The sequence below is a fragment of the Vibrio porteresiae DSM 19223 genome, assembly GCF_024347055.1.
Taxonomy (GTDB): Bacteria; Pseudomonadota; Gammaproteobacteria; order Enterobacterales; family Vibrionaceae; genus Vibrio; species Vibrio porteresiae.
Genome location: NZ_AP024895.1, coordinates 3,322,983 through 3,348,065 on the forward strand (window position 1 = coordinate 3,322,983; position 25,083 = coordinate 3,348,065).

At 45.2% G+C, this 25,083-nt stretch carries 21 protein-coding genes; 11 read left to right on the forward strand and 10 right to left on the reverse strand.

Annotated features, from left to right (window positions below):
- The first annotated feature begins 100 nt into the window (after positions 1 to 100).
- Positions 101 to 2,662: a penicillin-binding protein 1A gene (locus tag OCV11_RS15210; protein WP_261893869.1), complete on the forward strand. Its 2,562-nt coding sequence runs from the start codon at positions 101 to 103 to the stop codon at positions 2,660 to 2,662.
- A gap of 97 nt (positions 2,663 to 2,759) precedes the next feature.
- Here the strand turns inward: OCV11_RS15210 and oxyR are convergent, their stop codons facing one another.
- Positions 2,760 to 3,656 carry a DNA-binding transcriptional regulator OxyR gene (oxyR, locus tag OCV11_RS15215; RefSeq protein WP_261893870.1) on the reverse strand — a complete coding sequence of 299 codons (897 nt, stop codon included), beginning with the start codon at positions 3,654 to 3,656 and terminating at the stop codon, positions 2,760 to 2,762.
- 159 nt (positions 3,657 to 3,815) lie between these two features.
- Between oxyR and OCV11_RS15220 the strand changes: the two genes are divergently transcribed.
- The 3 genes from OCV11_RS15220 (at position 3,816) to OCV11_RS15230 (ending at position 6,583) form a co-directional block, all read left to right on the forward strand.
- Entirely contained in the window at positions 3,816 to 4,547 is a 732-nt protein-coding gene (locus OCV11_RS15220; RefSeq protein ID WP_261893872.1) for a glutathione peroxidase, read from the forward strand.
- Between the two features lie 129 nt (positions 4,548 to 4,676).
- Positions 4,677 to 6,134, forward strand: a complete 1,458-nt coding sequence (locus OCV11_RS15225) for a dihydrolipoyl dehydrogenase (protein ID WP_261893873.1) — start codon at positions 4,677 to 4,679, stop codon at positions 6,132 to 6,134.
- A 191-nt stretch (positions 6,135 to 6,325) separates the two neighbouring features.
- On the forward strand, positions 6,326 to 6,583 hold the full coding sequence (locus OCV11_RS15230) for a DUF3624 domain-containing protein (protein ID WP_261893874.1): 258 nt from the start codon (positions 6,326 to 6,328) through the stop codon (positions 6,581 to 6,583).
- A 235-nt stretch (positions 6,584 to 6,818) separates the two neighbouring features.
- On the opposite strand, the gene argH is transcribed toward OCV11_RS15230, so the two are convergent.
- From argH to argC, 4 genes are all read right to left on the reverse strand, one after another.
- On the reverse strand, positions 6,819 to 8,693 hold the full coding sequence (gene argH, locus OCV11_RS15235) for an argininosuccinate lyase (RefSeq protein WP_261893875.1): 1,875 nt from the start codon (positions 8,691 to 8,693) through the stop codon (positions 6,819 to 6,821).
- A gap of 176 nt (positions 8,694 to 8,869) precedes the next feature.
- Positions 8,870 to 10,084 (reverse strand): argininosuccinate synthase, encoded by a 1,215-nt coding sequence (locus OCV11_RS15240; protein WP_261893877.1) that lies wholly within the window; start codon positions 10,082 to 10,084, stop codon positions 8,870 to 8,872.
- A 72-nt stretch (positions 10,085 to 10,156) separates the two neighbouring features.
- Positions 10,157 to 10,948 carry an acetylglutamate kinase gene (argB, locus tag OCV11_RS15245; protein ID WP_261893879.1) on the reverse strand — a complete coding sequence of 264 codons (792 nt, stop codon included), beginning with the start codon at positions 10,946 to 10,948 and terminating at the stop codon, positions 10,157 to 10,159.
- Positions 10,949 to 10,974: 26 nt separating this feature from the next.
- Positions 10,975 to 11,979, reverse strand: a complete 1,005-nt coding sequence (argC, locus tag OCV11_RS15250) for an N-acetyl-gamma-glutamyl-phosphate reductase (protein ID WP_261893881.1) — start codon at positions 11,977 to 11,979, stop codon at positions 10,975 to 10,977.
- A gap of 155 nt (positions 11,980 to 12,134) precedes the next feature.
- Between argC and argE the strand changes: the two genes are divergently transcribed.
- The 3 genes from argE (at position 12,135) to OCV11_RS15265 (ending at position 17,025) form a co-directional block, all read left to right on the forward strand.
- Positions 12,135 to 13,274, forward strand: a complete 1,140-nt coding sequence (gene argE / locus OCV11_RS15255) for an acetylornithine deacetylase (protein WP_261893883.1) — start codon at positions 12,135 to 12,137, stop codon at positions 13,272 to 13,274.
- Positions 13,275 to 13,512: 238 nt separating this feature from the next.
- Positions 13,513 to 16,146, forward strand: coding sequence for a phosphoenolpyruvate carboxylase (ppc, locus tag OCV11_RS15260; protein WP_261893885.1), 2,634 nt, complete (start codon positions 13,513 to 13,515; stop codon positions 16,144 to 16,146).
- A 339-nt stretch (positions 16,147 to 16,485) separates the two neighbouring features.
- Complete coding sequence (locus OCV11_RS15265) at positions 16,486 to 17,025, forward strand: PadR family transcriptional regulator (RefSeq protein ID WP_261893886.1); 540 nt, start codon at positions 16,486 to 16,488, stop codon at positions 17,023 to 17,025.
- A 107-nt stretch (positions 17,026 to 17,132) separates the two neighbouring features.
- Here the strand turns inward: OCV11_RS15265 and cysE are convergent, their stop codons facing one another.
- The 5 genes from cysE to epmA all read right to left on the reverse strand — a co-directional run bounded on the left by cysE (position 17,133) and on the right by epmA (position 21,374).
- A complete protein-coding gene (gene cysE / locus OCV11_RS15270) occupies positions 17,133 to 17,954 on the reverse strand; it encodes a serine O-acetyltransferase (RefSeq protein ID WP_261893887.1) in 822 nt (273 codons plus the stop codon).
- 83 nt (positions 17,955 to 18,037) lie between these two features.
- On the reverse strand, positions 18,038 to 19,072 hold the full coding sequence (gene gpsA, locus OCV11_RS15275) for an NAD(P)H-dependent glycerol-3-phosphate dehydrogenase (RefSeq protein ID WP_261893888.1): 1,035 nt from the start codon (positions 19,070 to 19,072) through the stop codon (positions 18,038 to 18,040).
- Between the two features lie 122 nt (positions 19,073 to 19,194).
- Positions 19,195 to 19,656 (reverse strand): protein-export chaperone SecB, encoded by a 462-nt coding sequence (secB, locus tag OCV11_RS15280; protein WP_261893890.1) that lies wholly within the window; start codon positions 19,654 to 19,656, stop codon positions 19,195 to 19,197.
- Between the two features lie 166 nt (positions 19,657 to 19,822).
- Positions 19,823 to 20,260 (reverse strand): rhodanese-like domain-containing protein, encoded by a 438-nt coding sequence (locus OCV11_RS15285; protein WP_261893892.1) that lies wholly within the window; start codon positions 20,258 to 20,260, stop codon positions 19,823 to 19,825.
- Positions 20,261 to 20,390: 130 nt separating this feature from the next.
- Complete coding sequence (gene epmA / locus OCV11_RS15290) at positions 20,391 to 21,374, reverse strand: elongation factor P--(R)-beta-lysine ligase (protein WP_261893893.1); 984 nt, start codon at positions 21,372 to 21,374, stop codon at positions 20,391 to 20,393.
- A 314-nt stretch (positions 21,375 to 21,688) separates the two neighbouring features.
- On the opposite strand from epmA, the gene frdA reads away from it, so the two are divergent.
- The 4 genes from frdA to frdD are packed head-to-tail and all read left to right on the forward strand — an operon-like array spanning position 21,689 to position 24,993.
- A complete protein-coding gene (frdA, locus tag OCV11_RS15295) occupies positions 21,689 to 23,491 on the forward strand; it encodes a fumarate reductase (quinol) flavoprotein subunit (RefSeq protein WP_261893894.1) in 1,803 nt (600 codons plus the stop codon).
- Positions 23,491 to 24,231 carry a succinate dehydrogenase/fumarate reductase iron-sulfur subunit gene (locus tag OCV11_RS15300; RefSeq protein WP_261893895.1) on the forward strand — a complete coding sequence of 247 codons (741 nt, stop codon included), beginning with the start codon at positions 23,491 to 23,493 and terminating at the stop codon, positions 24,229 to 24,231. Before frdA ends, OCV11_RS15300 begins: the two co-directional genes overlap by 1 nt.
- Positions 24,232 to 24,233: 2 nt before the next feature.
- Complete coding sequence (frdC, locus tag OCV11_RS15305) at positions 24,234 to 24,617, forward strand: fumarate reductase subunit FrdC (RefSeq protein ID WP_261893896.1); 384 nt, start codon at positions 24,234 to 24,236, stop codon at positions 24,615 to 24,617.
- 10 nt (positions 24,618 to 24,627) lie between these two features.
- Positions 24,628 to 24,993, forward strand: coding sequence for a fumarate reductase subunit FrdD (gene frdD / locus OCV11_RS15310; protein WP_261893898.1), 366 nt, complete (start codon positions 24,628 to 24,630; stop codon positions 24,991 to 24,993).
- Positions 24,994 to 25,083: the final 90 nt, after the last annotated feature.

Consider the following 25,083-nt stretch of genomic DNA (forward strand, 5'->3'; position numbering starts at 1 on the left):
TGTTGACTTGAGGCGGCAATCTAATTTGCACCAGGCTGAGAGGAACACTAGAGTACAAGGGTTTGCTCAATGGCAGCCTATACTAAACAGGGATTCTCCGGTGAAGTTCATAAAGCGTTTATTTATTTTTTCACTTATTTGCATTTTTCTTGGAGTCACTACAATTTTTGGTTTCTATCTTTACGTGAAACCAGAACTACCCGATGTAGCGACACTGAAAGACGTCAAATTACAAACTCCGATGCAGGTGTACAGCCAAGATGGCAAATTAATTGCCCAATTTGGTGAGAAACGTCGCATCCCACTGCGGTTGGATCAGATGCCTAAAGAGCTGGTCGACGCCTTTATTGCCACTGAAGACTCCCGTTTCTACGAACACTACGGCTTTGACCCAATTGGTATTGCTCGTGCTGCTGTCGCGGTGCTGGTATCAGGCAGTGCAAGTCAAGGGGCAAGTACCATTACTCAACAGCTGGCGCGTAACTTCTTCCTCTCTAATGAGAAGAAAGTCATGCGCAAAGTGAAAGAGATCTTTATCGCAGTACACATCGAGCAGTTACTAACCAAAGACGAAATTCTCGAACTCTACCTCAACAAAATCTATTTGGGTTACCGCTCTTATGGTGTTGGTGCTGCAGCTCAAGTTTATTTCGGTAAAGAGGTTAAAGATCTAACCCTTGGGGAAATGGCGATGATTGCGGGCTTGCCAAAAGCACCATCAACCATGAACCCAATCTACTCGCTAAAACGTGCGACCAAACGTCGTAACGTCGTATTGGCACGTATGCTGGATGAGAAGTACATCAGCCAAGAGCAGTATGAAGAAGCCAAAGATGAGCCACTTATCGCTCAATATCATGGTGCAGAAGTCGAGCTCAATGCGCCGTATGTAGCAGAGCTAGCACGCGCTTGGATGGTACAAAAATATGGTGAAGACGTTTATACCTCAGGTATGAAGGTATACACCACCGTTGACTCCAATCTTCAAGAAGCGGCAAACCATGCTTCAGTCACCAACCTACTCGACTATGACCAACGCCACGGCTATCGTGGAACGGTCAAACAAGTTTGGAAAGAGACTGATACACCTTGGGATGCTGAAAAAATTGATGATTATCTGACGGATCAACCAACCTATGGTGACCTCTACCCCGCCATCGTGACTCAAGTGGATGATCAAACGGCAACGGTTGAGATCAAAGGTCAGGGGTCACATATCATCGCTTGGGATAATATGAACTGGGCACGCCGCTTTATCACTGACGATAAACAGGGTCCACTGCCAACCTCAGCAAAAGATATTATGCATTCCGGTGATCAAATTTGGGTACAACCAATCACCGATGGCAAAGAACAACCTGTGATTGATGAATCCAGTGAGGAAGATGCCACGTACGCTAGTAGAACCCAGTATGAGAATTGGAAACTGAGCCAAGTGCCAAACGCCAATACCGCTTTTGTTGCCATGAATCCAGAAAATGGGGCGATAAAAGCATTGGTTGGTGGTTTCAACTTCGTGCATAACAAGTTCAACCGTGCAACTCAATCGGTACGTCAGGTAGGTTCAAGTATCAAACCGTTTATCTACTCAGCTGCGATTGATAGCGGCATGACGTTAGCAACCCTGATTAACGATGCACCGATTAACCAGTGGGATGAGAGTCAAGGCACAGCATGGCGTCCGCAGAACTCACCACCAACGTATGGCGGTCCTACACGTATTCGTATTGGTTTAGCTCAGTCGAAAAACGTCATGGCTGTTCGCGTGTTGCGTGCGATTGGTTTAGATAAAACTCGCCATTACCTAACTCGTTTTGGCTTTGATCTAGATAAGTTGCCACGTTCAGAAACCATCGCTCTTGGTGCAGGAAGCTTAACGCCGGTCAAACTAGCACAAGGTTACTCGGTATTTGCTAACGGTGGTTACTATGTTGAGCACTTCTACATCGACCATATAGAAGGCCCATTTGGCAACATAGAGTATCAAGCGCATCCCAAAGTCATTTGCCGCACTGATTGTCAGCAAAATCAAGATAATAACGGTGGGTTTAACGAACAAGATGCTACTGATGTGAATGCCCCTGTTACTGAATATGCGCCACAAGTGATCTCTGAACAGAATGCGTTCATCGTTAGAGAGATGATGAACAGCAACATTTGGGGTGGTGGTGATTGGAGTCATGGTACCGGCTGGAACGGTACGGGTTGGCGTGCTCAAGTACTGCATCGTCGTGATATCGGTGGTAAAACCGGTACCACCAACGATTCAAAGGATGCTTGGTACAACGGCTTTGGTCCTGATATCGTCGCAACCGCTTGGGTCGGCTTTGATGATCATAACCGTAATCTTGGCCATACCGCACCTAACCCAAATATTGAAGATGATACGTCAGGTGCTGAAGCTGGGGCGAAAACCGCACAACCTGCTTGGATTGACTTTATGAAGCAAGCGCTTGCCAATGTCGCGCCGCAAAGTAAACAAATCCCTGATGGCATTGTCCGTGTGCGTATCGACCGAGCAACAGGTCTGCTCACCAACAAGTTAGATTACACCTCTATGTTTGAGTACTTTATTAATGGCACTCAACCAAAAGAGTACGTCACCGATGGCGTGAGTGACAACATGTACACCACCCCAACTGGTGGAGATGGCTTGTTCTAACAGATCAATTAGATCAAATGAAAAGAGGCTGATATGTTCAGCCTCTTTTTTTTCATCTCACATAAGAGAGTTACGCAACGTTAACTCATCTCTTACGTTATTTTTGCAGTTGATAAAGACGCTGCTCCATCACTTCTGCCAATTTTTCAAAGCGTTCACGCAGTGGCGAACCCGGCCGATACACCACCACTAAACGGCGTGAAGGAATCGGATTGACCGCTTTGATATAGCACACACCATCTTTTTGACGTTCTGCAGGCAACGAAAGCTGCGGCAACAAAGTAATACCGGCACCCGCTGCAACCATGTTTCTTAACGTTTCTAGGCTGGTTGCTTTAAAGCTTTCATCATCTTTTGCACCAGCAGCAAAGCAGTATCCTAAAGCTTGATCTCTTAAACAGTGACCATCACCTAAAGCCAGAACAGTTCGCCCTTTAAGCTCATGCAAATCCACTTCTTCACGATCATGCCATTCATGATCACATGGAACCGCAAGGCTCATTGGTTCTTGATAAAACTCAATCTCTTTAAAAGGTTCGGTCTCTTCAACTGAAGCAAGCACCAAGCAATCCATCTTGCCCTCTTCGAGTAAGCGAACTAACTGATGGGTCTGTGCTTCATGAAGATACAGTTCCAACTCAGGGAAATGTTCTTTCAACGTAGGCACGATGCGTGGCAGCAAATAAGGCCCTAACGTTGGAATAAAACCGATGTGCATTGGGCCACTCATCGAGCCGCCATGTTCATTGGCCATATCTTTAAACATTTTTACTTCGCTGAGAATTCGCTTAGCCTGTTCCACCAGCTTCAAACCCGCATCCGTAAACAGCACGCGCCGACTACTGCGTTCAAGCAGTACCGTGCCGAGCTCATCTTCCAATTTGCGTATCTGTCCGCTCAACGTCGGTTGACTGACAAAACACGCTTCAGCCGCTTTACGAAAATGCTTATGTTCCGCTAGTGCGACCAGATATTCAAAGTCTCGAATATTCATTTATTCGCTCCAGATAGAAGTTACCTATCAAAACCATAGCATTAAACGATTAGAACTATCAAAGTATTTCTTTTAACTTAGTCACATCAAAACGAACCAAGATGTTTATGCTCTTAATCAGAATCAACTAAACGATTTAAACCGAAAAGGAAAACCAATATGACTATCGCTAAAGAAGGCCAAGCAGTACCTCAAGTTACTTTCCCTACTCGCCAAGGCGATGCATGGGTTAACGTCACCACGGAAGAACTATTCAAAGGTAAAACAGTTATCGTATTTAGCCTACCAGGTGCATTCACTCCGACTTGTTCATCAAGCCACCTACCTCGCTATAACGAACTGTTCCCAGTATTCAAACAGCACGGCGTAGATTCTATTCTATGTGTTTCTGTGAACGATACTTTCGTGATGAACGCTTGGAAAGCTGACCAAGAAGCGAACAACATTACTTTCATTCCAGATGGTAACGGTGAATTCACTGACGGCATGGGTATGCTTGTTGACAAAAACGACCTAGGTTTTGGTAAACGTTCATGGCGTTACAGCATGCTGGTTAAAGACGGCATCGTAGAAAAAATGTTCATCGAAGCAAACGAACCAGGCGACCCGTTCAAAGTATCTGATGCAGACACTATGTTGAAATACATCGCTCCTGATTACAAAACTCAAGAGTCTATTACTGTCTTCACTAAACCAGGTTGCCCATTCTGTGCCCGCGCTAAACAAGCGCTACAAGACGCACACCTACAATACGAAGAAGTGGTACTAGGTAAAGATGCAACCACAGTGAGTCTACGCGCAGTATCTGGCCGTACGACAGTTCCTCAAGTGTTTATCGGCGGTAAACACATCGGTGGTAGCGACGAACTAGCAGCTTACCTGGCTAAATAAGCCATAGAGACTGGCTCCTTACGAGGAGCCAGACCTCAGACTCATTCACCGGGACCCAATCTCGAGGGTCCAAATCTCGTAATTCACTTGATGATTCAGTGATGACCTTGTCATCGCTAAGGACCCTTTATGCAAAAAATTCGTGTTGATGTCGCAGTCATTGGTGGCGGTACCGCTGGTTTAGGTGCTTACCGTGCAGCGAAGGCGCACACTTCTAGCGTTGTTATGATTGAAGGCGGCCCATATGGCACCACTTGTGCTCGTGTTGGTTGTATGCCATCTAAGCTACTGATTGCTGCCGCAGAAAGCGTACATCACATTCAAAAAGCTCCTGGTTTTGGTGTTCACCCTCAAGGTGAGATCGTGATTAACGGTCGTGAAGTCATGGACCGAGTGAAACGTGAACGCGACCGTTTCGTTGGTTTCGTGCTTGAAGGTGTGGATGAAATCCCTGCGGAAGACAAAATCTCAGGCTACGCAAAATTCAAAGATGATCATACCCTAATTGTGGATGATCATACGGAAATCACTGCAGATCGCATCGTCATTGCGACCGGTTCACGCCCTGCTTATCCGGGTGTTTGGAATGAATTAGGTGATCGCTTAGTCGTAAACGACGACGTATTTAACTGGGATGACCTACCAGAAGCTGTTGCCGTATTTGGTCCAGGCGTGATCGGTCTAGAACTGGGTCAGTCACTACATCGCCTTGGCGTAAAAGTGAAAGTGTTTGGCTTAGGTGGTCAAGTGGGTCCGCTTACCGATCCGGCCATCATGTCTTACGCCACCAAAGCCTTTCAAGATGAGTTTTACTTAGACCCAGATGTCAAAGTAGAAAGCATGAAACGCATCGAAGGTACAGACAAAGTTGAAATTCAATTCATCAACCATAGCGGTGAATTGGAAAAATTCGTTGTCGATTATGTACTGGCAGCCACTGGCCGTCGTCCTAATGTAGATAACTTAAATCTTGAATCAACCAGCTTAGAAGTCGATGCGCGTGGTGTACCCACCGCGGATCACTTCACATTGCAAACCTCCGTTAGCCATATTTTTATTGCCGGAGATGCAAGTAACCAGATTCCGCTACTACACGAAGCGGCAGACCAAGCGCGTATCGCGGGTGACAACGCAGGACGCTTCCCTGAACTTCGTGCAGGCCTGCGCCGCTCACCAATTTCTGCGGTGTTCTCTGATCCGCAGATTGCAATGGTTGGCGAAACGTTTAAACAGCTTTCAGCACGTTTAGGTAACTGCGGCTGCTTCGCCACTGGCGAAGTATCGTTTGAAAACCAAGGTCGTTCTCGCGTAATGCTACGTAATAAGGGCTTATTGCACGTCTATGCAGAACAAGGCACTGGCCGTTTCTTAGGTGCTGAAATGATGGGACCTAACGCAGAGCACTTAGCGCACCTGTTGGCTTGGGCTCACCAAAATCAGATGACGATTTCCCAGATGTTGGATATGCCGTTCTATCATCCGGTGATTGAAGAAGGCGTGCGTACTGCCCTACGTGACGTCAACGCAAAACTGCATCTAGGTCCAGATATTATTAAACACTGCCTAGATTGTGGTCCGGGTTGTTAAGCGAATAACCCTCCTATTCTAATAACAACAAAAGACATTCATTGCCCTGCACTGCCCGACTTCCCCAAGTCGGGCCTTTTTATTGCTTGGATCGCTCATTCATTCTCATGCCGACCCTAGCGTCAGTTCACTTCTCTTCTCGCTTATCGACGATATAATGACGACTCAATAGCATTGAAATGAGAACACCTATGGCATGCAACTCATGTGAAGAGAACTGGTTTTGGAAGAAAATTGGCCGCTGCCAACGCTGTATGGATCAGCTGACTACGCTATCGGTGGTGTGTTGGGTGATTTGGTATTTTGGTTTTCGTGATGACCCTCGTAGTGTCGGGTCGATTGCACTGCTGTTTGCTGGCTTCGCTTTTAACGCCTTGCTGTTTCTACACCTGTGGATGAAGTTTGTGATCCTGCCGTGGCGCGATCGTCAGAAACGATCCAAACATTGATCCCAGCAACTCAAAACGGATCTTTGTGCGGTTATCTCACTGAATTTCAGGCATAAAAAAAGCCTCAGAACTAGCAGTTATCCTGAGGCCCTCTTAGATTCTTCTAAGAAAAAGCAGTGGTACTTTAATAGACACTGCTTTTCTTTATAGGTTCCAAGAAAAATGATCTTTTTTTATTTTTCTTGTCTATCAATGCAAAATCATTACGTTACGTTTGTATTCAACTTGACCAATATTACGCCACGCTCGATTTTACAATCAAGTTTTCAACTAGGTTCACTTCTAATGCCACTTCATCGCAAGCATGTTGACGTGGACACTGTTCGCAATCTTTCAGCACTTTCTCTGGTAGCAAGGTTTTTGATGTCGGGATAAAGTCCTGTTTCATGAAGAATTCAGGCGTGCGAGTTAACACAAACACTTTCTTAATCGCCATCTTACGCGCTTTATTCACTAAATAATGAACAATCGCGGTACCTTGACCTTGGTTTTGCCAGCCAGCTTCAACACCTAAAGAACGAATTTCAGCCAATCCTGAGTCATACACGTAGAGCGATGCACAACCGGTGATTTCGCCATTGTGTTCAGCGACCGCAAAAGAACCAATATCACGCACGATTTCATTACGTGAGCGAGGAAGATTCTCCCCCATGTTTGCCCAGTAGGTTACCATGCCTTCCAGCGCTTCAACATCGGTCAAACGAGCAGGACGAACTTGTACAGAGGCACTATCGCGCTTTGCTAAACGCTTTTGTGCTTCTTCAACGGCGTGAGCGACTTGATGAGGCGCTACACCACCTTTTGCACTGCGTTTTTCAAGGCAAGATTCAATGGTTAGGATGGCATACACATCGTTATCGATAACCGGTGAAAACTCTTTTAACTCTTCAAGAGAAAGCTCTTCAAGTGCAGCACCTTTCGCAATCGCTCCAACTACCGCCACACCTACAATATGGTGAGCTTCACGGAAAGGAATACCTTTCGCTACTAGGTAATCAGCAAGTTCAGTTGCGTTTGCGTAGCCTTGTTTTGCAGCTTCTAGCGTACGTTTGTCGTTCACCTTAATGCCATCAAAACACAGTGACGCCATTTCCATACAATCATTCCAAGAATCCAGAGCGTCAAATAGACCTTCTTTGTCTTCTTGCATATCTTTGTTGTACGCAAGCGGTAATGCTTTCACCGTCATCATCATGCCAGCAAGAGCACCATACACACGGCCAGTCTTACCACGAATCAGCTCAAGTGCATCTGGGTTTTTCTTCTGTGGCATCAGAGATGAACCTGAAGTCACCGTATCAGACAGTTCAATAAAACCTGATTCGCCTGAGTTGTAGAAAATCATATCTTCAGCAAGACGAGACAAGTGAATCATCGAGATAGAAGCAACCGACATCAGCTCCATCACGTGGTCACGGTCAGAGACTGAATCAAGAGAGTTACGCGTCGCACGACGGAAACCCAAGTTATAAGCCAGCTTTTCACGATCGATTGGATAAGCAGTACCCGCTAGCGCACCTGAACCCAATGGACAAGTGTCTAAACGTCTGATCGCATCTTCAAGACGTGAATAGTCACGACCAAACATTTCTACGTACGCCAAACACCAGTGAGCAAATGTCACAGGCTGAGCACGTTGTAAGTGGGTGTAACCCGGCAATACTGTATCGTGATGTTCGCTCGCCACTTTCACCAATTTATTTTGCAGGCGATCGACGGTCATCAGTAGTTGACGACCTTGTTGACGACACCACAATTTAAGGTCAGTTGCGACTTGGTCGTTACGTGAACGGCCAGTATGTAATTTTTTACCCAGATCACCCACTTTGTTGATCAGTTGCTGCTCAACCCAAGAGTGAATGTCTTCTGCATCTGATGCTAAGATCTGCTCAGGATCTTCCATCACTTCCATTTTCAATTCGTTTAGAGCTAACTCTAGACGCTGCTGTTCTTCTTCAGTCAAAACATTAACTGAAACAAGTGCTTTAGACCAAGCAACAGAACCGACAATATCTTGCTCAGCCAATCGGTAATCGAAGCGCAATGAATCATTAAACTGTTTAAATCTTGTATCTGCTGCTTGGGTAAATCTTCCGCCCCATAATGCCATTGCGTTTCTCCTGCTACTTTAGTGCCTAATCACTAAGGAGGTGACTAGAATTGCTTCATTATTGCCAGTGTTTGTTATACCGAAGTAACCTTAAGAAAAGTCACTTGGGTATCTAATTTGATAAATGGGGAGCGCCCAATAGACGCTCCCTCATTGTTATCTATTCGTGTTTTGAATTACTTTTTAGCAGCATTCAAAGAACGGATACGACTTGCTAGCGAGTATAGACGGATGAAGCCGCCTGCATGGCTTTGGTCGTAAACTTCGTCTGCGCCGAAGGTTGCAAATTCTTCAGAGTACAAGCTGTTTGGTGAACGTTTTTGCGTTGCCGTTGCTTGACCTTTGTACAGTTTGATAACCACTTCACCGTTCACATCATCGGCTAGAGATTGTGCTGCTGCCATAACAGATTTGCATAGTGGAGTGAACCAACGACCATCGTACACAAGGTGAGATGCTTTGATACCCAATTCTTGACGGAATTCAAAAGACGCTTTGTCGAGAACAAGCTGTTCAACTGAACGTAGCGCTTCCATCATGATGGTGCCTCCAGGGGTTTCGTAACAACCACGAGACTTCATACCAACAAGACGGTTTTCAACGATGTCGATACGACCAACGCCGTGTTTCGCACCTTTTTCGTTAAGAACAACAAGCGCTTGGTAAGGAGACAGTTTTTTACCATCAACACCAACCACTTCGCCTTTTTCAACTTGTAGAGTCACATATTCAGGTTCGTTTGGTGCTTTTTCTGGATCAGTAGTCCATACCCAGCAGTCATCGTTTGGTGCATTCCAAGTACTTTCTAGCACGCCGCCTTCAGTAGAGATGTGCCATGCGTTTGCGTCACGAGAGTAAATTTTAGTTAGTGATGCAGCACATGGAATGTTGCGTGCAGCTAGATAATCTAGACATTGTTCACGGCTAACAAGATCCCATTCACGCCAAGGAGCGATCACTTTTAGATCTGGTGCAAGCGCAGCAAACGCGCCTTCAAAACGCACTTGGTCGTTACCTTTACCAGTACAACCGTGAGCTAGTGCGTCAGCACCCACTTTACGTGCGATTTCAACTTGAGCTTTAGCGATAACAGGGCGAGCCATTGAAGTACCTAGAAGGTATTTACCTTCGTAGTATGCGCCTGTTTTTAGAGTTGGGTAGATGTAGTCTTTAACCAATTCATCTTTTAGGTCAACGACGTAACATTCTGATGCACCAGAAGCGATTGCTTTCTCTTCGATACCAACCAATTCGTGAGCGTCTTGGCCGACATCAGCAACAAACGCAACCACTTCACAACCGTAGTTTTCTTTTAGCCATGGAATGATTACTGAGGTATCAAGACCGCCAGAATAAGCCACAACTACTTTTTTCACATCTAATTTGCTCATTATTCTATTCTCCACGTTCCTGGCTCTGCGCTTGGCGGTCAGTGCTCAGGTAATGTATCAATCTGTTCGTTATTATTGAGGTAAAAACTGGGTACCGATGCTTTCACCGGCAAATAATTTGGTTAGCTTCTCAGGGTAACGCCAGCTCGCCACTTCCACAGGACGACCGAGCTCTTGAGCCGCATCAAGCGCTGCTTTTACTTTAACGATCATGCCGTCGGTAATCACTTTTGCTTCAATCAACTCATCGGCTTTTTGTCCATCTAAGTGATGAATCAAATGGCCTTTACCATCCAAAACACCGCTAACATCAGATAGAAGAGCAAGCTCTGCATCTAATGCTTCAGCAACGGCAACCGCTGCTTGGTCAGCGTTGACGTTCATCATTTGGCCATCATTGGTTAAACCAATTGAGCTGATGATTGGTAGAGTATTGGCATTGAGCAATGCGTTGATCACGCTAGCATCACCAGCCGAAGCTTTACCTACTGCGCCTAATTCTGGGTCCAACTCTTCAACGTGGCACAAACCGCCATCCGCTAGACATAGACCAACAGCGTTTAAACCGTTTTTCAAAGCCTGACCTTGCAGCATCTTGTTTGCAGTACCAGCTAGAGCACCGGCAATGACACCGATTTGATCATAAGGAGTCACACGTAGGCCGTTTTTCTTCACTGTTGGCAGGTTGAGTTTACTCATCAACTCATCCACCAAGTAGCCGCCACCATGAACGATGACAATGCGTCGATGCGCTTGGTTTTGATAATTGGCAATAGCGCTAAACAACTTGCTGAGCGTCTCTGTACTATCCAGAGCTGCACCACCTAACTTAATCACTAATGGACTTTGTGTTGTATCCGACATGTTGAACCCTTAAACCTATCTATTGATTAGACTAATGCGGTTAGCTCATCAAAACCGTAATGGATGTTGAGACATTGCATCGCTTGAGCCGATGCGCCTTTTAATAAGTTATCAATCGCAGAAACTACGATGACGTGCTCGCCCTGCACTTTCCAACCGATATCGCAGAACGGCGTAAATTCGACATTTTGAATGCTTGGCAATGAACCATGGTATAAACGAACCGCAGGTTTATTGGCATAAGCTTGTTCAAATGCTTGTGATACTTGCTCAGCAGTCACACCACTTGCCAGTTTCATTGTTACTGTTGCAAGAATGCCACGTTTGAAATTGCCAAGGTGTGGAGTAAAAATCACATCACAACCCAAATGGTTAGCAATCTCTGGTTGGTGACGATGAGTAAACACCCCGTAAGGCTGCAAGCTCACTTCACAAAAACTGTTGGTCATAGTCGCTTTACGACCTGCACCAGATACACCACTTACGGCATTGATTACTGGCCATTGGTGAGTATCAAGCAGTTGATTCACTAGTAATGGTTTCACTGCTAATTGAGATGCCGTTGGGTAACAACCCGCAACTGCGATAAGTGGACTCGCTTTAATCGCATCACTGTTCCACTCTGCTAAACCGTAAACCGCTTTTTCAAGCCAGTTCACATGTTCGTGCTCAAAACCGTAGTAGGTTGGGTAAAACTCAGCGCTGTTGACACGAAACGCACCAGACAAATCAAATACCTGACAACCATGCTCTAAAAACACAGGAGCCAAGTCATGACTTACTTGATGAGCCGTTGCCAGAAAAACCACATCACATGACTGCGCCACTGCAGCCACATCTTCAAGTGGTTGAACCGGGAAATCCATCAGACTAGCCAGTTTACCGTGAAGCTGAGAAATAGATTTTCCAGCATCAACACTGTTGGCTGAAACATATAAACCTGATAGCGTGAGCTCTGGGTGTTTTTGCACCATGAGAGCGAGCTCTGCCCCTGTGTAACCGCTTGCACCGATGATCGTGGTTTTTAGCATCTCAATTACCCAAATTAGCCGATAAAAACCGATATTTAAAACTGCGTATTAATTATTGAAATAAAGCTTAATTCGGTTTTTTATTCATTAAAAGTGATTTAATATGTGTTTTACCTTTTCAGCGTATTTCTGTCAATAGTAGGAGCAAAGTTTCTATGCAATTACCTAGTTTCCTAGAGGTTTATGAAGGTCTTATTTCGACCTCTTCAATTAGTGCTTCCGATCCAAGTATGGACGAGGGCAACGCGCAAGTGTGTGCCAAAATGGCGACATGGCTAACCTCATTTGGCTTTAAGGTAGAGCTAGAAGAAGTGGAGCCAGGCAAGGTCAACTTGATGGCACAAAAAGGTGAAGGTGAAGGCGGCTTGCTCTTTTCTGGACATACCGACACCGTTCCTTACGATGAAGGTCGCTGGAATTTCAATCCTCACAAACTGACTCAAGCCAATAACCGTTTTTACGGTTTAGGTACCGCAGACATGAAAGGCTTCTTTGCCTTTGTGATGGAAGCTGTGAAAAAAATCGACGATTGGGATAAACAGAAGAAACCAGTGTACATTCTGGCCACCTGTGATGAAGAGACCACCATGCTCGGTGCGCGCCACTTCTCTAGCAATGCCCCATTCAAACCCGATTACTGCATCATCGGTGAACCCACCAGCTTGGTGCCGGTTTATGCACACAAAGGTCATATGGCGAATGTGGTGCGAGTCACCGGTAAATCGGGTCACTCTTCCAATCCCGCTTTTGGTATTAACGCTATCGAGATCATGCATGAAGTGCTTTACGCCATCATGAAACTACGTGATACCTTAGCCAAAACCTACCATCACCCAGGTTTTGAAATTCCTAGCCCAACATTGAACTTGGGTCATATCCATGGTGGCGATAGCGCCAACCGCATTTGTGGCTGCTGCGAGCTGCACTACGATGTACGTCCTTTGCCAGGCATGAGCCTTGATGGCCTCAATAACCTCTTAAAAGACGCATTGAAAGAAGTGGAAGCAAAATGGCCTGGACGTATCGAAGTCAAACCTTTGCATGATTCCATCCCGGGTTACGAATGTGACCACAACCATCACTTCGTTCAAGAGGTTGGTCATCTTTGCGGTAAAGAACCAGAAACCGTCAACTACTGTACTGAAGCGCCTTATCTTCAAGAAATTTGTCCAACGCTCGTAATGGGGCCAGGGTCAATTGAGCAAGCGCACCAACCAGATGAATTTCTTGCCTTTGAATTCATCGACCCAACTATCTCTATTCTGTCAAAAGCAATGTACAAGTACTGTTTTTGATTCATTGAGTACGAAGATCGTGCGTCTATAGCACGATCTTTTTACGATTAGTTTGATTTATGAAAGAAAATTTCACCGCTGACGAGATTAAGCAACACAATGTTCATTAATCTGTACGATTTTTGATACAACGCAAGCTGTGAACCTTTATTTGACGACACTATACAAACTGTAGTTAGATTGTGTAGCTAACAAAAAAACATTGGATGTAATTTTATTTCAAAGCAGGACGACGACAATGAACGAGAAATACGCTGCTCTCAAAAGCAACGTTAGCATGCTGGGACGACTATTGGGTAAAACTATCCAAGACTCAGATGGTGACGTCATTTTGAAGAAAGTGGAGACGATAAGGAAACTCTCTAAATCAGCTCGAGCGGGCAACCAAGAAGACAGACAACGTTTGATAGAGGTCATTGAAGCTCTACCAGACAATCAAATGACTCCGGTAGCCCAAGCGTTTAACCAATTTCTAAATCTCACCAACATTGCCGATCAGTATCACTCCATCTCTCGCCACTGCGACGAGTATGTGTGTGAACCAGACCCTCTTCATACTCTTTTCACCAAACTCAATGAGAACCACATCAGTAAACTTGATAGTGCTCAGGCGATCAGAGAATTGAATATCGAACTCGTGCTCACCGCCCACCCAACTGAAATCGCTCGTCGCACCATGATCAACAAATTGGTGAAAATCAACGAATGCCTTTCTGAATTGGAATTGAGCGAGCTTTCTGCAAAAGAACGAAAACGCACCGAGCTACGTCTGGAACAGTTGATCGCACAATCTTGGCACTCTGATGCCATTCGTAAACAGCGCCCTACGCCATTGGATGAGGCAAAATGGGGCTTTGCTGTTGTGGAAAACTCGCTATGGAAAGCGGTGCCAGATTTCCTTCGTGATCTCAGCGAACGTGTTGTAGAGCATTATGGTGAACCACTACCTATCGATGCTCGCCCAGTGCACTTCTCCTCTTGGATGGGGGGAGACCGTGACGGCAACCCATTTGTGACCCATACCATTACTCGTGAAGTACTGCGTCTGTCGCGTTGGAAAGCAGCCGACCTTTATCTCGCGAACATCAATGAGCTCATCAGCGAATTGTCGATGGTGAAATGTAACGATAAAGTACGTGAACTCGCTGGCCCAGAAGCTCACGAACCTTACCGTGAAATCTTAAAAGGTTTGCGTGTATTACTTCAAGAAACCAAAGATGTTCTTGATGCGAAAATGAGCGGCAAAATCTTAGCTGTCAAAGCCCCTCTTCGTAACAGCAACCAACTTTGGGATCCACTTGAAGCCATCTACAAATCACTACACGAATGTGGCATGGGTGTCATTGCTGATGGTCTACTACTTGATACATTGCGCCGCGTAAAAGCCTTTGGTGTCTATTTAGTTCAATTGGATATTCGTCAAGAAAGCACTCGTCACTCTGACGTTCTGTCTGAACTAACTCGTTATCTTGGTATCGGTGATTACGACCAATGGACAGAACAAGATAAAATTTCGTTCTTAACCAATGAATTGGCTTCAAAACGCCCTCTCTTACCATTAGATTGGAAACCATCTCCTGAAGTACAAGAAGTGATTGATACTTGCCGTATCATCGCCGCTCAACCACGTGAAGCTTTCGGTGCTTATGTCATTTCTATGGCACGAACCGCTTCTGACGTATTAGCGGTTCACCTGCTACTGCAAGAAGTGGGCTGCCCATATCGCATCGATGTTTGTCCTTTGTTTGAAACTCTCGATGACTTAAACAACGCTGAGCGAGTAATGACTCAGTTGTTAGGTATCGATTTATATCGTGGTTTCATCAACAACCATCAGATGATCATGATTGGTTATTCCGATTCAGCGAAAGATGCGGGTGGTATGGCTGCTGGTTGGGCACAGTATCACGCGATGGAATCTCTGGTTCGCGTTTGTGAAAACGTAAGCGTTAATCTGACTTTGTTCCATGGTCGCGGCGGCACTATCGGTCGTGGCGGTGCGCCAGCACATGCGGCTTTACTCTCTCAGCCACCAAAAACATTAAAAGGTGGTCTACGCGTTACTGAACAAGGGGAAATGATTCGCTTCAAACTCGGTTTACCTGAAGTTGCCGTAAACAGCTTTAACATGTACGCCAGTGCGATTCTTGAAGCGAACTTACTGCCACCTCCAGAGCCAAAACAAGAGTGGCGCGACTTAATGGAAGTGCTTTCAGAAGTGTCATGCGAAGCTTACCGTAAAGTGGTGCGTGGCCAACCTGAATTTGTTCCTTACTTCCGCCAAGCGACACCTGAGTTAGAGCTAGGTAAACTGCCTTTGGGTTCTCGTCCATCAAAACGTAATCCAAAAGGTGGCGTAGAAAGTTTACGTGCGATTCCTTGGATCTTCTCTTGGAGTCAAAACCGTCTCGTTCTTCCTGCATGGCTCGGTGCTGGTGAAGCAATTCAATATTCTATTGATAAAGGACACCAAGCTTTATTGGAAGAAATGTGTCGTGAATGGCCGTTTTTCTCAACTCGCTTAGGTATGCTAGAAATGGTTTATACCAAGTGTAATGCTGAAGTATCCAAACATTACGATGACCGTTTGGTCGATGCAGAGCTTCGCCCACTGGGTGAGATGTTACGTAAACAGTTAGAGAAAGACATTCAAGCTGTTCTTCATGTTGAAAACAATGACAACTTGATGCAAAGTGACCCATGGGGTCTTGAGTCATTCCGCCTACGTAATATCTATGTAGAACCGTTGAATATGCTGCAAGCTGAACTCTTATATCGCACCCGTAAAAGTGAGACACCTTCCCCAGAACTGGAAGAAGCTTTGATGGTTACGATAGCAGGTATAGCGGCAGGTATGCGAAATACAGGCTAACGTTCAGTATATTATTCTGTAAAAGCCCCAAAAGGTCGCGTTTGTGCGGCCTTTTATTTTGTGTAAAGTTTATTATTGAGGATAATATCAGTTTTTTCTGACTATTCTTATTGCTGTTCCACTTTATGCGTATTATTTAGATATACTACGTTTCCTTTGCGATAGACCTTTAATAATTATAAGTCGCAGTTCTAGGTGATTAACGGCTTTAAAGGTGGCAAAAATAGCACAGATTGTATCGTGCTCGAGGCTGCTTAAACTTGAATAATCGTGCCAATTAGAAGCACAACTGGAGTTTGAGCTGAACATTTAAAGTTGATTAACACTTGGATTAAACACATGTCATTACCACACGTAATCCTTACTGTTCTTAGTACACGCGATGCTACGGGATACGACATCACTAAAGAATTCTCGGCAAGCATTGGTTATTTTTGGAAAGCAAGTCACCAACAAGTTTACCGCGAGCTCAACAAAATGGGTCTACAAGGCCTAGTTACTTGTGTGCTTGAACCACAAGAAGGTAAACCTGATCGTAAAGTCTACTCCATCACTGATGCAGGCCGTAGTGCACTTGGTGAATGGTTTGATCAACCAACAGCACACCCAACCGTTCGTGATGAATTCAGCGCGAAATTGATGGCTTGTGCAGTACAACCTTCAGCACCTTTCCGCTTACAACTTTCTGGATTGATTGAAGAATCTAAAAAACTGGTTCATCACTATCAAGAAATTGAAGCTGCGTATTACTCTAATCCAGCAGACCTTGACACAACACAACGTCTAGAGCGTTTGACTCTGCGTCGTAATCTACTGGTTCGTAAAGCTTGGATTGAATGGGCACAAGAAGTGCTTACTGAGCTAGACGCAATGGCATAATTGCCAAATTATGATTATTAAAAAAGGATGATGGGAAACCATCATCCTTTTTTGTTATCTGATTTACATAGTATGTACACCGATGAGCTTGGCCATCGGCAGTAACACTAGATGCCATCACCAAACATAAACGTTTGTGAGCGACCATTAAACTGTTGGTCCATATCCAAAGAAGGTTTCGCTGATTTTGGTCGGCCAACAATTTTGGCTGGAACACCAGCCACTGTCGTGTGAGGAGGTACGTTTTGCAACACCACTGAGCATGAGCCAATTTTCGCCCCTTCACCCACTTCGATGTTACCCAAGATTTTTGCACCAGCGCCAATCATCACGCCTTCACGGATCTTAGGATGGCGATCGCCACTTTCTTTACCCGTACCACCGAGAGTCACATCCTGGAGGATAGACACATCATCTTCAACAACCGCGGTTTCACCAATTACAATACCGGTGGCGTGGTCGAGCATGATGCCACGACCAATGCGCGCAGCAGGGTGAATATCGACTTGGCAAGCAACAGAAATTTGGTTTTGGAAATAGGTCGCCAAAGCTACTCGTCCTTGTTTCCATAGCCAGTTACCTACACGATAGCCTTGTAGCGCGTGGTAACCTTTAAGGTATAAAAGAGGGATGGAATACATAGAAACCGCAGGGTCACGACTGACCGTTGCACAAATATCACAAGCCGCCGATTCAGCAATCAAACCATCAGAAGCAAACGCTTCTTCAATCACTTCACGTACTGCCATTGCTGGCATGGATGCGGTAGCTAGTCGGTTTGCCAGAATATAGCTCAGTGCCGATCGCAAACTGTCATGCTTAATAATAGTGGCATGATAAAAACTCGCCAACATAGGCTCTTGTTCTGCTTGCTCTCGGGCTTCCTTTACTATGGTCTGCCAGACTTTTGTTTGTGCACACTGCTTCATTCTGATTCACTCTGTCTTCGGCTATATGGGCGATACCGCCCTTATTATGATCCTTATTGAGATAGGTGGATGCTTAAGCTCAACTATCTTTCCGCTTTCTTGTCGCGCGCGAGAAGGTCTTGCGCGGCCATGTGAGCGTCTTTGCCTTGGTACAATACCTGATAAATTTGGTCAACGATAGGCATCTCTACGCCCATATGCTGTGCTAAAAGCCAAACTTCTTTAGTATTGCGGTACCCTTCGACCACTTGACCTATCTCTTGCTGAGCGGTCTCTACATCTTTACCCTGGCCTAGCGCCAAACCAAAACGACGGTTACGTGATTGGTTATCGGTACAAGTAAGTACTAAGTCCCCTAAACCGGCCATTCCCATAAAGGTTTCGGCTTTGGCACCAAGGGCTGCGCCCAAGCGAGACATCTCGGCTAAACCGCGGGTAATCAGTGCGGTACGTGCATTCGCTCCGAAGCCTATACCATCGGACATTCCGGCACCGATCGCAATCACATTTTTTACCGCACCGCCAAGTTGAATACCAATAAAATCATCATTGGCATACACACGAAATGTTTTACTGCAGTGAATTTTCTCTTGTAGATCTTTCACAAATTGAGCGTCAGGAGAAGCAACAGAAATAGCGGTAGGCATTCCCATCGCGAGCTCTTTAGCAAATGTAGGACCAGATAAAACCGCTAAAGAGTGGTCTTTACCCAACACGTCGAACACCACTTCTTGCAGCAGACGTCCAGTATTCGGTTCTAAACCTTTTGTCGCCCAGCAGATACGAGTATCAGGACGCAAATGCGGCTGAATATCCTTTAGCACTAGGCCAAACACATGACTTGGAATGACCAATAGGAGATCTTGGCTCGCTTGTACCGCTTTAGCTAAGTCAGACTCAATAATTAAGCTGTCAGGGAAAACAATGTTGGGAAGGAACTCATGATTAGCTCGATCCGCTTCTAGACGCGCCATATGGTCTACTTGATGGCCCCAAAGCACGACATTGGCGCCATTTCTCGCTAAAGAAATTGCCAGCGCAGTCCCGTAAGAACCCGCCCCGATGACCGTCATCGCGATCGGCTTACCGTAGGGATTATTTACTTGTGCATCTTTCATGTTATTGCCTGATAGATAAGAGAGTCTGTGATGTTATTCTAAACAAAAAAATGCACATCGCATCGGGTTTATTCGACAGCTTTGTGCATCTAAAAGGAATTGCTTAATCAAGGCAGTGACGATTACGCGTCAGCTTCTACTTGACCTTGTTGCTGCGCTTGTTGTTGAAGGTAGTTCATGAACAATGCGTCAAAGTTAACTGGCGCTAGGTTCAGTTGAGGGAAAGTACCTTTAACAACTAGGCTAGAAATTGTTTCACGTGCATATGGGAAAAGGATGTTAGGGCAGAATGCGCCTAGGCAATGAGCCAATTGACCTGCTTCCATATTTTCTGCAGTGAAGATACCTGCTTGTTGAACTTCACACAGGAATGCAGTTTCGTCTGCATTTTTCACTGTTACAGTTAAACGCAACACAACTTCAAACGTTGCTTCACCTAGCTCACGGCTTTGAGTATCTAGATCCAGTTTAACATCTGGATTCCACTCTTTTTGGAAGATTACTGGAGAGTTAGGAGCTTCAAAAGAAACGTCTTTTAGGTAAATACGTTGAATAGTGAAGTTTTGTTGTGCTTCTTCAGCCATGGTTTTGTCCTTAATACTGATGAATTGGTTTCAAAGTCTTTGGTCCTGAGACTATCGAAGAGTCGATTAAATCACTAGGTATCAATACGAATACGTGGGAAATATCACAACTCTGATCACTAACTGCTTTCTTTTTCAACAGTTACGCTCAAAACTCTACTAACGATTACTTTTTACCACGAACAAGTGGCAGATTTGCTTCATTCCAAGAAATTAAGCCGCTTTTCAGTACAAATACTTTCTCAAAGCCAGCTTTAGCTAACAATTCAGCAGATTCTTGGGCTGTTTGCCCTGTTTTACATACCACAATAATTGGGGCAGCTTTGTGACTTTCAAGGCCAGCAAAATTACCTGCTTTGATATCAGAAGGTAATACGTTGCGTGATTCAGTAATGTGTCCACGTTTGAACTCGTCTTGGCTACGCACATCAACAACGATGCCGTTTTCGCGGTTAACAAGATGAGTCACTTCTGCAGCAGAAATAGTCTTCGCAACAGATTTATAGGATTTGAAGAAATTAATGATCAACGCAACCACAAGACCGATCCAAACGATGGAAAGGATCATATGTTGTTGGAAAAACTGAATGTACTCGTTTTGCATATCCTGTGCTCTTGCAGTGGGGTTCAAAAACAGACAAGGAGTATAACGAGGTTACCTGCTCGACGCGAGCGCTTACCACACATAAACCTTGTCTATTAGCATGTTTCTGATCTCAAACTGAGATTTCAACTTATGCGCGAGGAAATGGGAAGGCGGTGACCTTATCGATATGATCCTCACCTAATGCCAACATGATTAAGCGATCAATCCCCAAAGCGACTCCAGCACAATGAGGAAGACCCGCCTCGAGTGCACCAATCAAATGGTAATCAATCGGTTGTGGCGCAAGCCCCATCTCCAGACGTTTCTCGTTATCATGTTCAAAACGCGCTAACTGCTCTGCCGGATTATCCAGCTCATGGAAGCCATTCGCCAATTCAATCCCTTTGAAGTACACCTCAAAGCGGTCAGCCACACGCGAATCTTGCGCATTGATCTTAGCTAATGCGGCTTGTGAAGCTGGGAAGTCGTAAACGAACGCTGGCACTTGTTGGCCAATTTTCGCTTCAACACCAATGCTAAAGAGCAATTGCAACAAAGTATCACGGTCCTCTTCTGGATCAGCGATATCACTTAACCCCAGTTGAGCTGCAGCCTGTTTTAGCTCTTCCATGCTGCCTTCAAGCGGACACACACCCAACACTTGCAAGAAAGCTTCTTGATAAGTCAAACGCTGCGCGGGACCACATTTTAGGACGAGCTGCAATAAGTCATCCATTTCATCCATCAACGCATGGTGATCAAAGTCGATGCGATACCACTCTAACATCGTAAATTCAGGGTTATGGTAGCGACCATTCTCCTCATTACGAAAAGCTTTGTTGATTTGAAAAATTGAACCACTGCCAGCAGCCAGTAATCTTTTCATGTGAAATTCGGGACTGGTCATCAAATGCAAAGAGCTTCCCTGCGCATAGCCTGGACCCACAAACTGAGTTTGGAATGTCTGCAGATGGACATCGGTCACGGTTGCGTGGCTCATCGCTGGGGTATCGACTTCTAGCACATCCCTCGCGTAGAAGAACAGTCGAATCGACTGTAAAAGTTGCGCTCTTTGGCGCAATTGCTCAATGGAAGCCGTCGGTTTCCAGTCTGCTTTATTGATTTGATGCATTTTTCACCGCCATTAGCCTAAATATCAGCATAAATAATATCTCGAACTCGCATTTTATCGATTTTATATGTGATCTAAATCATGTAGAACGTAAATTTAATGCACCTAATTCATCAACTGCATTAAATACCCTACAGAATCAATTTTTCATTTTATGATCTTTTTTACACTAGGCGTACCACATAAATTTTGCGTTAGTGGATGTGCCTCAGCCCTGAATTTCTCGACATCTTTCGCTGAGAGTACAACTTAAAATGGCACTGGCAACGAGAAGCTGGGCCCACAAATTACAATAATCACACTGGAGGATAACTGTGCAAACGATCACCACAGATATCGCAGTCATCGGCGCCGGCGGCGCTGGTCTTCGCACGGCAATTGCAGCAGCAGAAGCAAACCCAGATCTAGAAGTAGCTCTGATTTCAAAAGTTTATCCTATGCGTTCACACACTGTAGCTGCCGAAGGTGGCTCTGCTGCAGTGATCAAGGAAGAAGATAGCCTTGATAACCACTTTAACGACACCGTTGGCGGTGGCGACTGGTTATGTGATCAGGATGTGGTTGATTATTTCGTTTCTCACTCAACTAACGAAATGATCCAAATGGAACAATGGGGTTGTCCATGGAGCCGTAAAGAAAACGGTGAAGTGAACGTTCGCCGTTTCGGTGGTATGAAAGTTGAACGTACTTGGTTCGCTGCGGATAAAACCGGCTTCCATATGCTTCATACCCTGTTCCAAACTTCAATGAAATACCCACAAATCAAACGCTTCGACGAATACTTCGTAGTCGACCTGATCGAAAACGATGGCCAAATCCAAGGTCTAGTATGTATTCACATGTCTGAAGGCGAATTGGTTGTTATCAAAGCGAAATCTGTTGTTCTAGCAACAGGTGGTGCAGGTCGTGTTTACCACTGTAACACCAACGGCGGTATCGTTACTGGCGACGGTATGGCACTGGCTTATCGTCACGGCGTTCCTCTACGCGACATGGAATTCGTACAATACCACCCAACTGGTCTACCAGGTACTGGTATTTTGATGACTGAAGGTTGTCGTGGTGAAGGCGGTATTATCGTTAACAAAAACGGCTACCGTTACCTACAAGACTACGGTCTAGGACCAGAAACTCCAGTGGGTCACCCTAAGAACAAATACATGGAACTCGGTCCTCGTGACAAAGTTTCACAAGCGTTCTGGCATGAACAACAAAAAGGCAACACTATCAAGCACCCACTAGGTGACGTAGTAATGCTTGACCTTCGCCACCTAGGTGAAGAGTACCTACAAGAACGTCTACCATTCATCTGTGAACTTGCGAAAGCATACGTGAACGTGGATCCAGCTAAAGAGCCGATTCCAATTCGTCCAACTGTTCACTACACCATGGGTGGTATCGAAGCAGACATCAACTGTGAGACTCGCATTAAAGGTCTATACGCTGTGGGTGAATGTGCTTCTTCTGGTCTGCACGGTGCAAACCGTCTAGGTTCTAACTCTCTAGCTGAATTCGTAGTATTCGGTCGCGTAGCTGGTGAAAACGCAGTGAAACACGCTGAAGAATTCTCTGGTTGGAACGAAGAGTCAATCAAGGCTCAAGTGAAAGCTGTAGAAGATCGCATCAATACATTGCTAAGCCAAGAAGGTGATGAAAACTGGGCGGATATCCGTACCGAAATGGGTCACTCAATGGAAGCAGGTTGTGGTATCTACCGCGAAGAACACTTGATGCAAGAAACCATCGATAAACTTGCTGAGCTGAAAGAACGTTACAAACGCATCAGCATTAAAGACAAAGGCAAAGTATTCAACACTGACTTGCTTTACGCAATCGAAGTGGGTTACGGCCTAGATGTTGCTCAAGCGATGGTTCACTCTGCAATTCTACGTAAAGAGTCACGTGGTGCACACCAACGTCTAGACGAAGGTTGTACTGAACGTGATGACGTGAACTACCTAAGACACTCACTAGCATTCTTCCAAGAAGGCTCTGCACCTAGCATCGATTACAGCCCAGTAACGATTACTAAGTCTCAACCTAAAGCTCGTCTGTACGGTGACGCTGCAGAACAAGCAGCAGCGGCAGAAAAAGCAGCACAAGAGGAGCAAAAATAATGGCAGCTCAACGCATTCAAAAAGTAAAAATCCTTCGCTACGACCCAGCGACTGATACAGAACCACATCATCAAACATTTGATGTGCCATGTGATGACACCACTTCTGTGCTTGATGCTCTTGGCTACATCAAAGATCACCTAGACAAAGACCTTTCTTTCCGTTGGTCTTGCCGTATGGCGATCTGTGGCTCTTGCGGCATGATGGTTGACAATGTGCCTAAGCTAGCTTGTAAAGCGTTCCTACGTGACTATCCAAATGGTCTTACTATCGAACCTTTAGCAAACTTCCCAATTGAGAAAGACTTGATTGTTGATATGACTCCGTTCATCGAACGTCTAGAAGCAATCAAACCTTACATCATTGGTAACGATCGCAAAGTGTCTGATGGCCCTAACCTTCAAACTCCTGAAGAGATGGCTCGCTACAAACAGTTCGCTGGTTGTATCAACTGTGGTCTTTGCTACGCAGCATGTCCTCAATTCGGTTTGAACCCTGAGTTCATCGGTCCAGCTGCACTAACGCTAGCTCACCGTTACAACCTAGATACACGTGACCACGGTAAAGCAGAACGTATGAAACTGATCAACGGTGAAAACGGCGCATGGGGCTGTACTTTCGTTGGTTACTGTTCTGAAGTATGTCCTAAACACGTTGACCCAGCAGCAGCTGTTAACCAAGGCAAAGTGGAGTCTACTAAAGACTTCGTTATCGCTATGCTGAAACCTCAGGAGGCCTAAGGATGAGTAACCGTAAACCGTATGTTCGTGAAATGAAACGCACTTGGTGGCAAAGCTCTCCTTTCTACCGCTTCTACATGGTGCGTGAAGCAACTGTACTACCTTTGATTCTATTTACCCTATTCATCACTATTGGTTTGGGTGCATTAGTTAAAGGTGCTGACGCTTGGGCAAGTTGGCTACAATTTATGGCTAACCCAGTGGTTATCGCAATCAACATCGTTGCACTTGCTGGTAGCCTGTTCCACGCGTTTACTTACTTCAACATGATGCCTCAAGTTGTGCCAATCCGCGTTGGTGGCAAACTATTGGACAAGAAAATTATTGTTCTTAGCCAATGGCTGATTGTGGCTGTTATTTCTCTTATCGTTCTGTATTTCGTGTAAGGAGTTCATCATGATCAATTCTAATCCTAGACGTTCTGATGAGCCAATTTGGTGGAGTCTGTTTGGTGCAGGCGGTACTTGGTTCGCAATGATTACTCCAATTACTGTTCTTGTTCTGGGCATTCTAGCTCCGCTAGGTTTCCTTGACGCAGATGCATTGAGCTACGACCGCGTGGTGGCTTTCGCTACCAATATCATTGGTGCACTGTTCATCATCGCAAGTATTGCTCTACCAATGTGGCATGCGATGCACCGTGTTCACCACGGTATGCACGACCTTAAATTCCATACCGGAACTTTTGGTAAAGTGATTTGCTACGCGATTGCTGCACTGTTTACCATTTTGAGCATTGTATTTGTCGTAATGCTATTTTAAGTTGTCGAGCGCCGATGTGGTAAAACGCATCGGCGCTTTCTTTTACCCTATAAAAAACAAGGTGCATAAAAACATCAATTATATTAAGCA

Coding starts and splice junctions, on each gene's coding strand:
- oxyR (WP_261893870.1), bottom strand. CDS start 3,656: ATGAATATTCGAGACTTTGAATATCTGGTCGCACTAGCGGAACATAAG.
- OCV11_RS15220 (WP_261893872.1), top strand. CDS start 3,816: ATGACTATCGCTAAAGAAGGCCAAGCAGTACCTCAAGTTACTTTCCCT.
- OCV11_RS15225 (WP_261893873.1), top strand. CDS start 4,677: ATGCAAAAAATTCGTGTTGATGTCGCAGTCATTGGTGGCGGTACCGCT.
- OCV11_RS15230 (WP_261893874.1), top strand. CDS start 6,326: ATGGCATGCAACTCATGTGAAGAGAACTGGTTTTGGAAGAAAATTGGC.
- argH (WP_261893875.1), bottom strand. CDS start 8,693: ATGGCATTATGGGGCGGAAGATTTACCCAAGCAGCAGATACAAGATTT.
- OCV11_RS15240 (WP_261893877.1), bottom strand. CDS start 10,084: ATGAGCAAATTAGATGTGAAAAAAGTAGTTGTGGCTTATTCTGGCGGT.
- argB (WP_261893879.1), bottom strand. CDS start 10,948: ATGTCGGATACAACACAAAGTCCATTAGTGATTAAGTTAGGTGGTGCA.
- argC (WP_261893881.1), bottom strand. CDS start 11,979: ATGCTAAAAACCACGATCATCGGTGCAAGCGGTTACACAGGGGCAGAG.
- argE (WP_261893883.1), top strand. CDS start 12,135: ATGCAATTACCTAGTTTCCTAGAGGTTTATGAAGGTCTTATTTCGACC.
- ppc (WP_261893885.1), top strand. CDS start 13,513: ATGAACGAGAAATACGCTGCTCTCAAAAGCAACGTTAGCATGCTGGGA.
- OCV11_RS15265 (WP_261893886.1), top strand. CDS start 16,486: ATGTCATTACCACACGTAATCCTTACTGTTCTTAGTACACGCGATGCT.
- cysE (WP_261893887.1), bottom strand. CDS start 17,954: ATGAAGCAGTGTGCACAAACAAAAGTCTGGCAGACCATAGTAAAGGAA.
- gpsA (WP_261893888.1), bottom strand. CDS start 19,072: ATGAAAGATGCACAAGTAAATAATCCCTACGGTAAGCCGATCGCGATG.
- secB (WP_261893890.1), bottom strand. CDS start 19,656: ATGGCTGAAGAAGCACAACAAAACTTCACTATTCAACGTATTTACCTA.
- OCV11_RS15285 (WP_261893892.1), bottom strand. CDS start 20,260: ATGCAAAACGAGTACATTCAGTTTTTCCAACAACATATGATCCTTTCC.
- epmA (WP_261893893.1), bottom strand. CDS start 21,374: ATGCATCAAATCAATAAAGCAGACTGGAAACCGACGGCTTCCATTGAG.
- OCV11_RS15300 (WP_261893895.1), top strand. CDS start 23,491: ATGGCAGCTCAACGCATTCAAAAAGTAAAAATCCTTCGCTACGACCCA.
- frdC (WP_261893896.1), top strand. CDS start 24,234: ATGAGTAACCGTAAACCGTATGTTCGTGAAATGAAACGCACTTGGTGG.
- frdD (WP_261893898.1), top strand. CDS start 24,628: ATGATCAATTCTAATCCTAGACGTTCTGATGAGCCAATTTGGTGGAGT.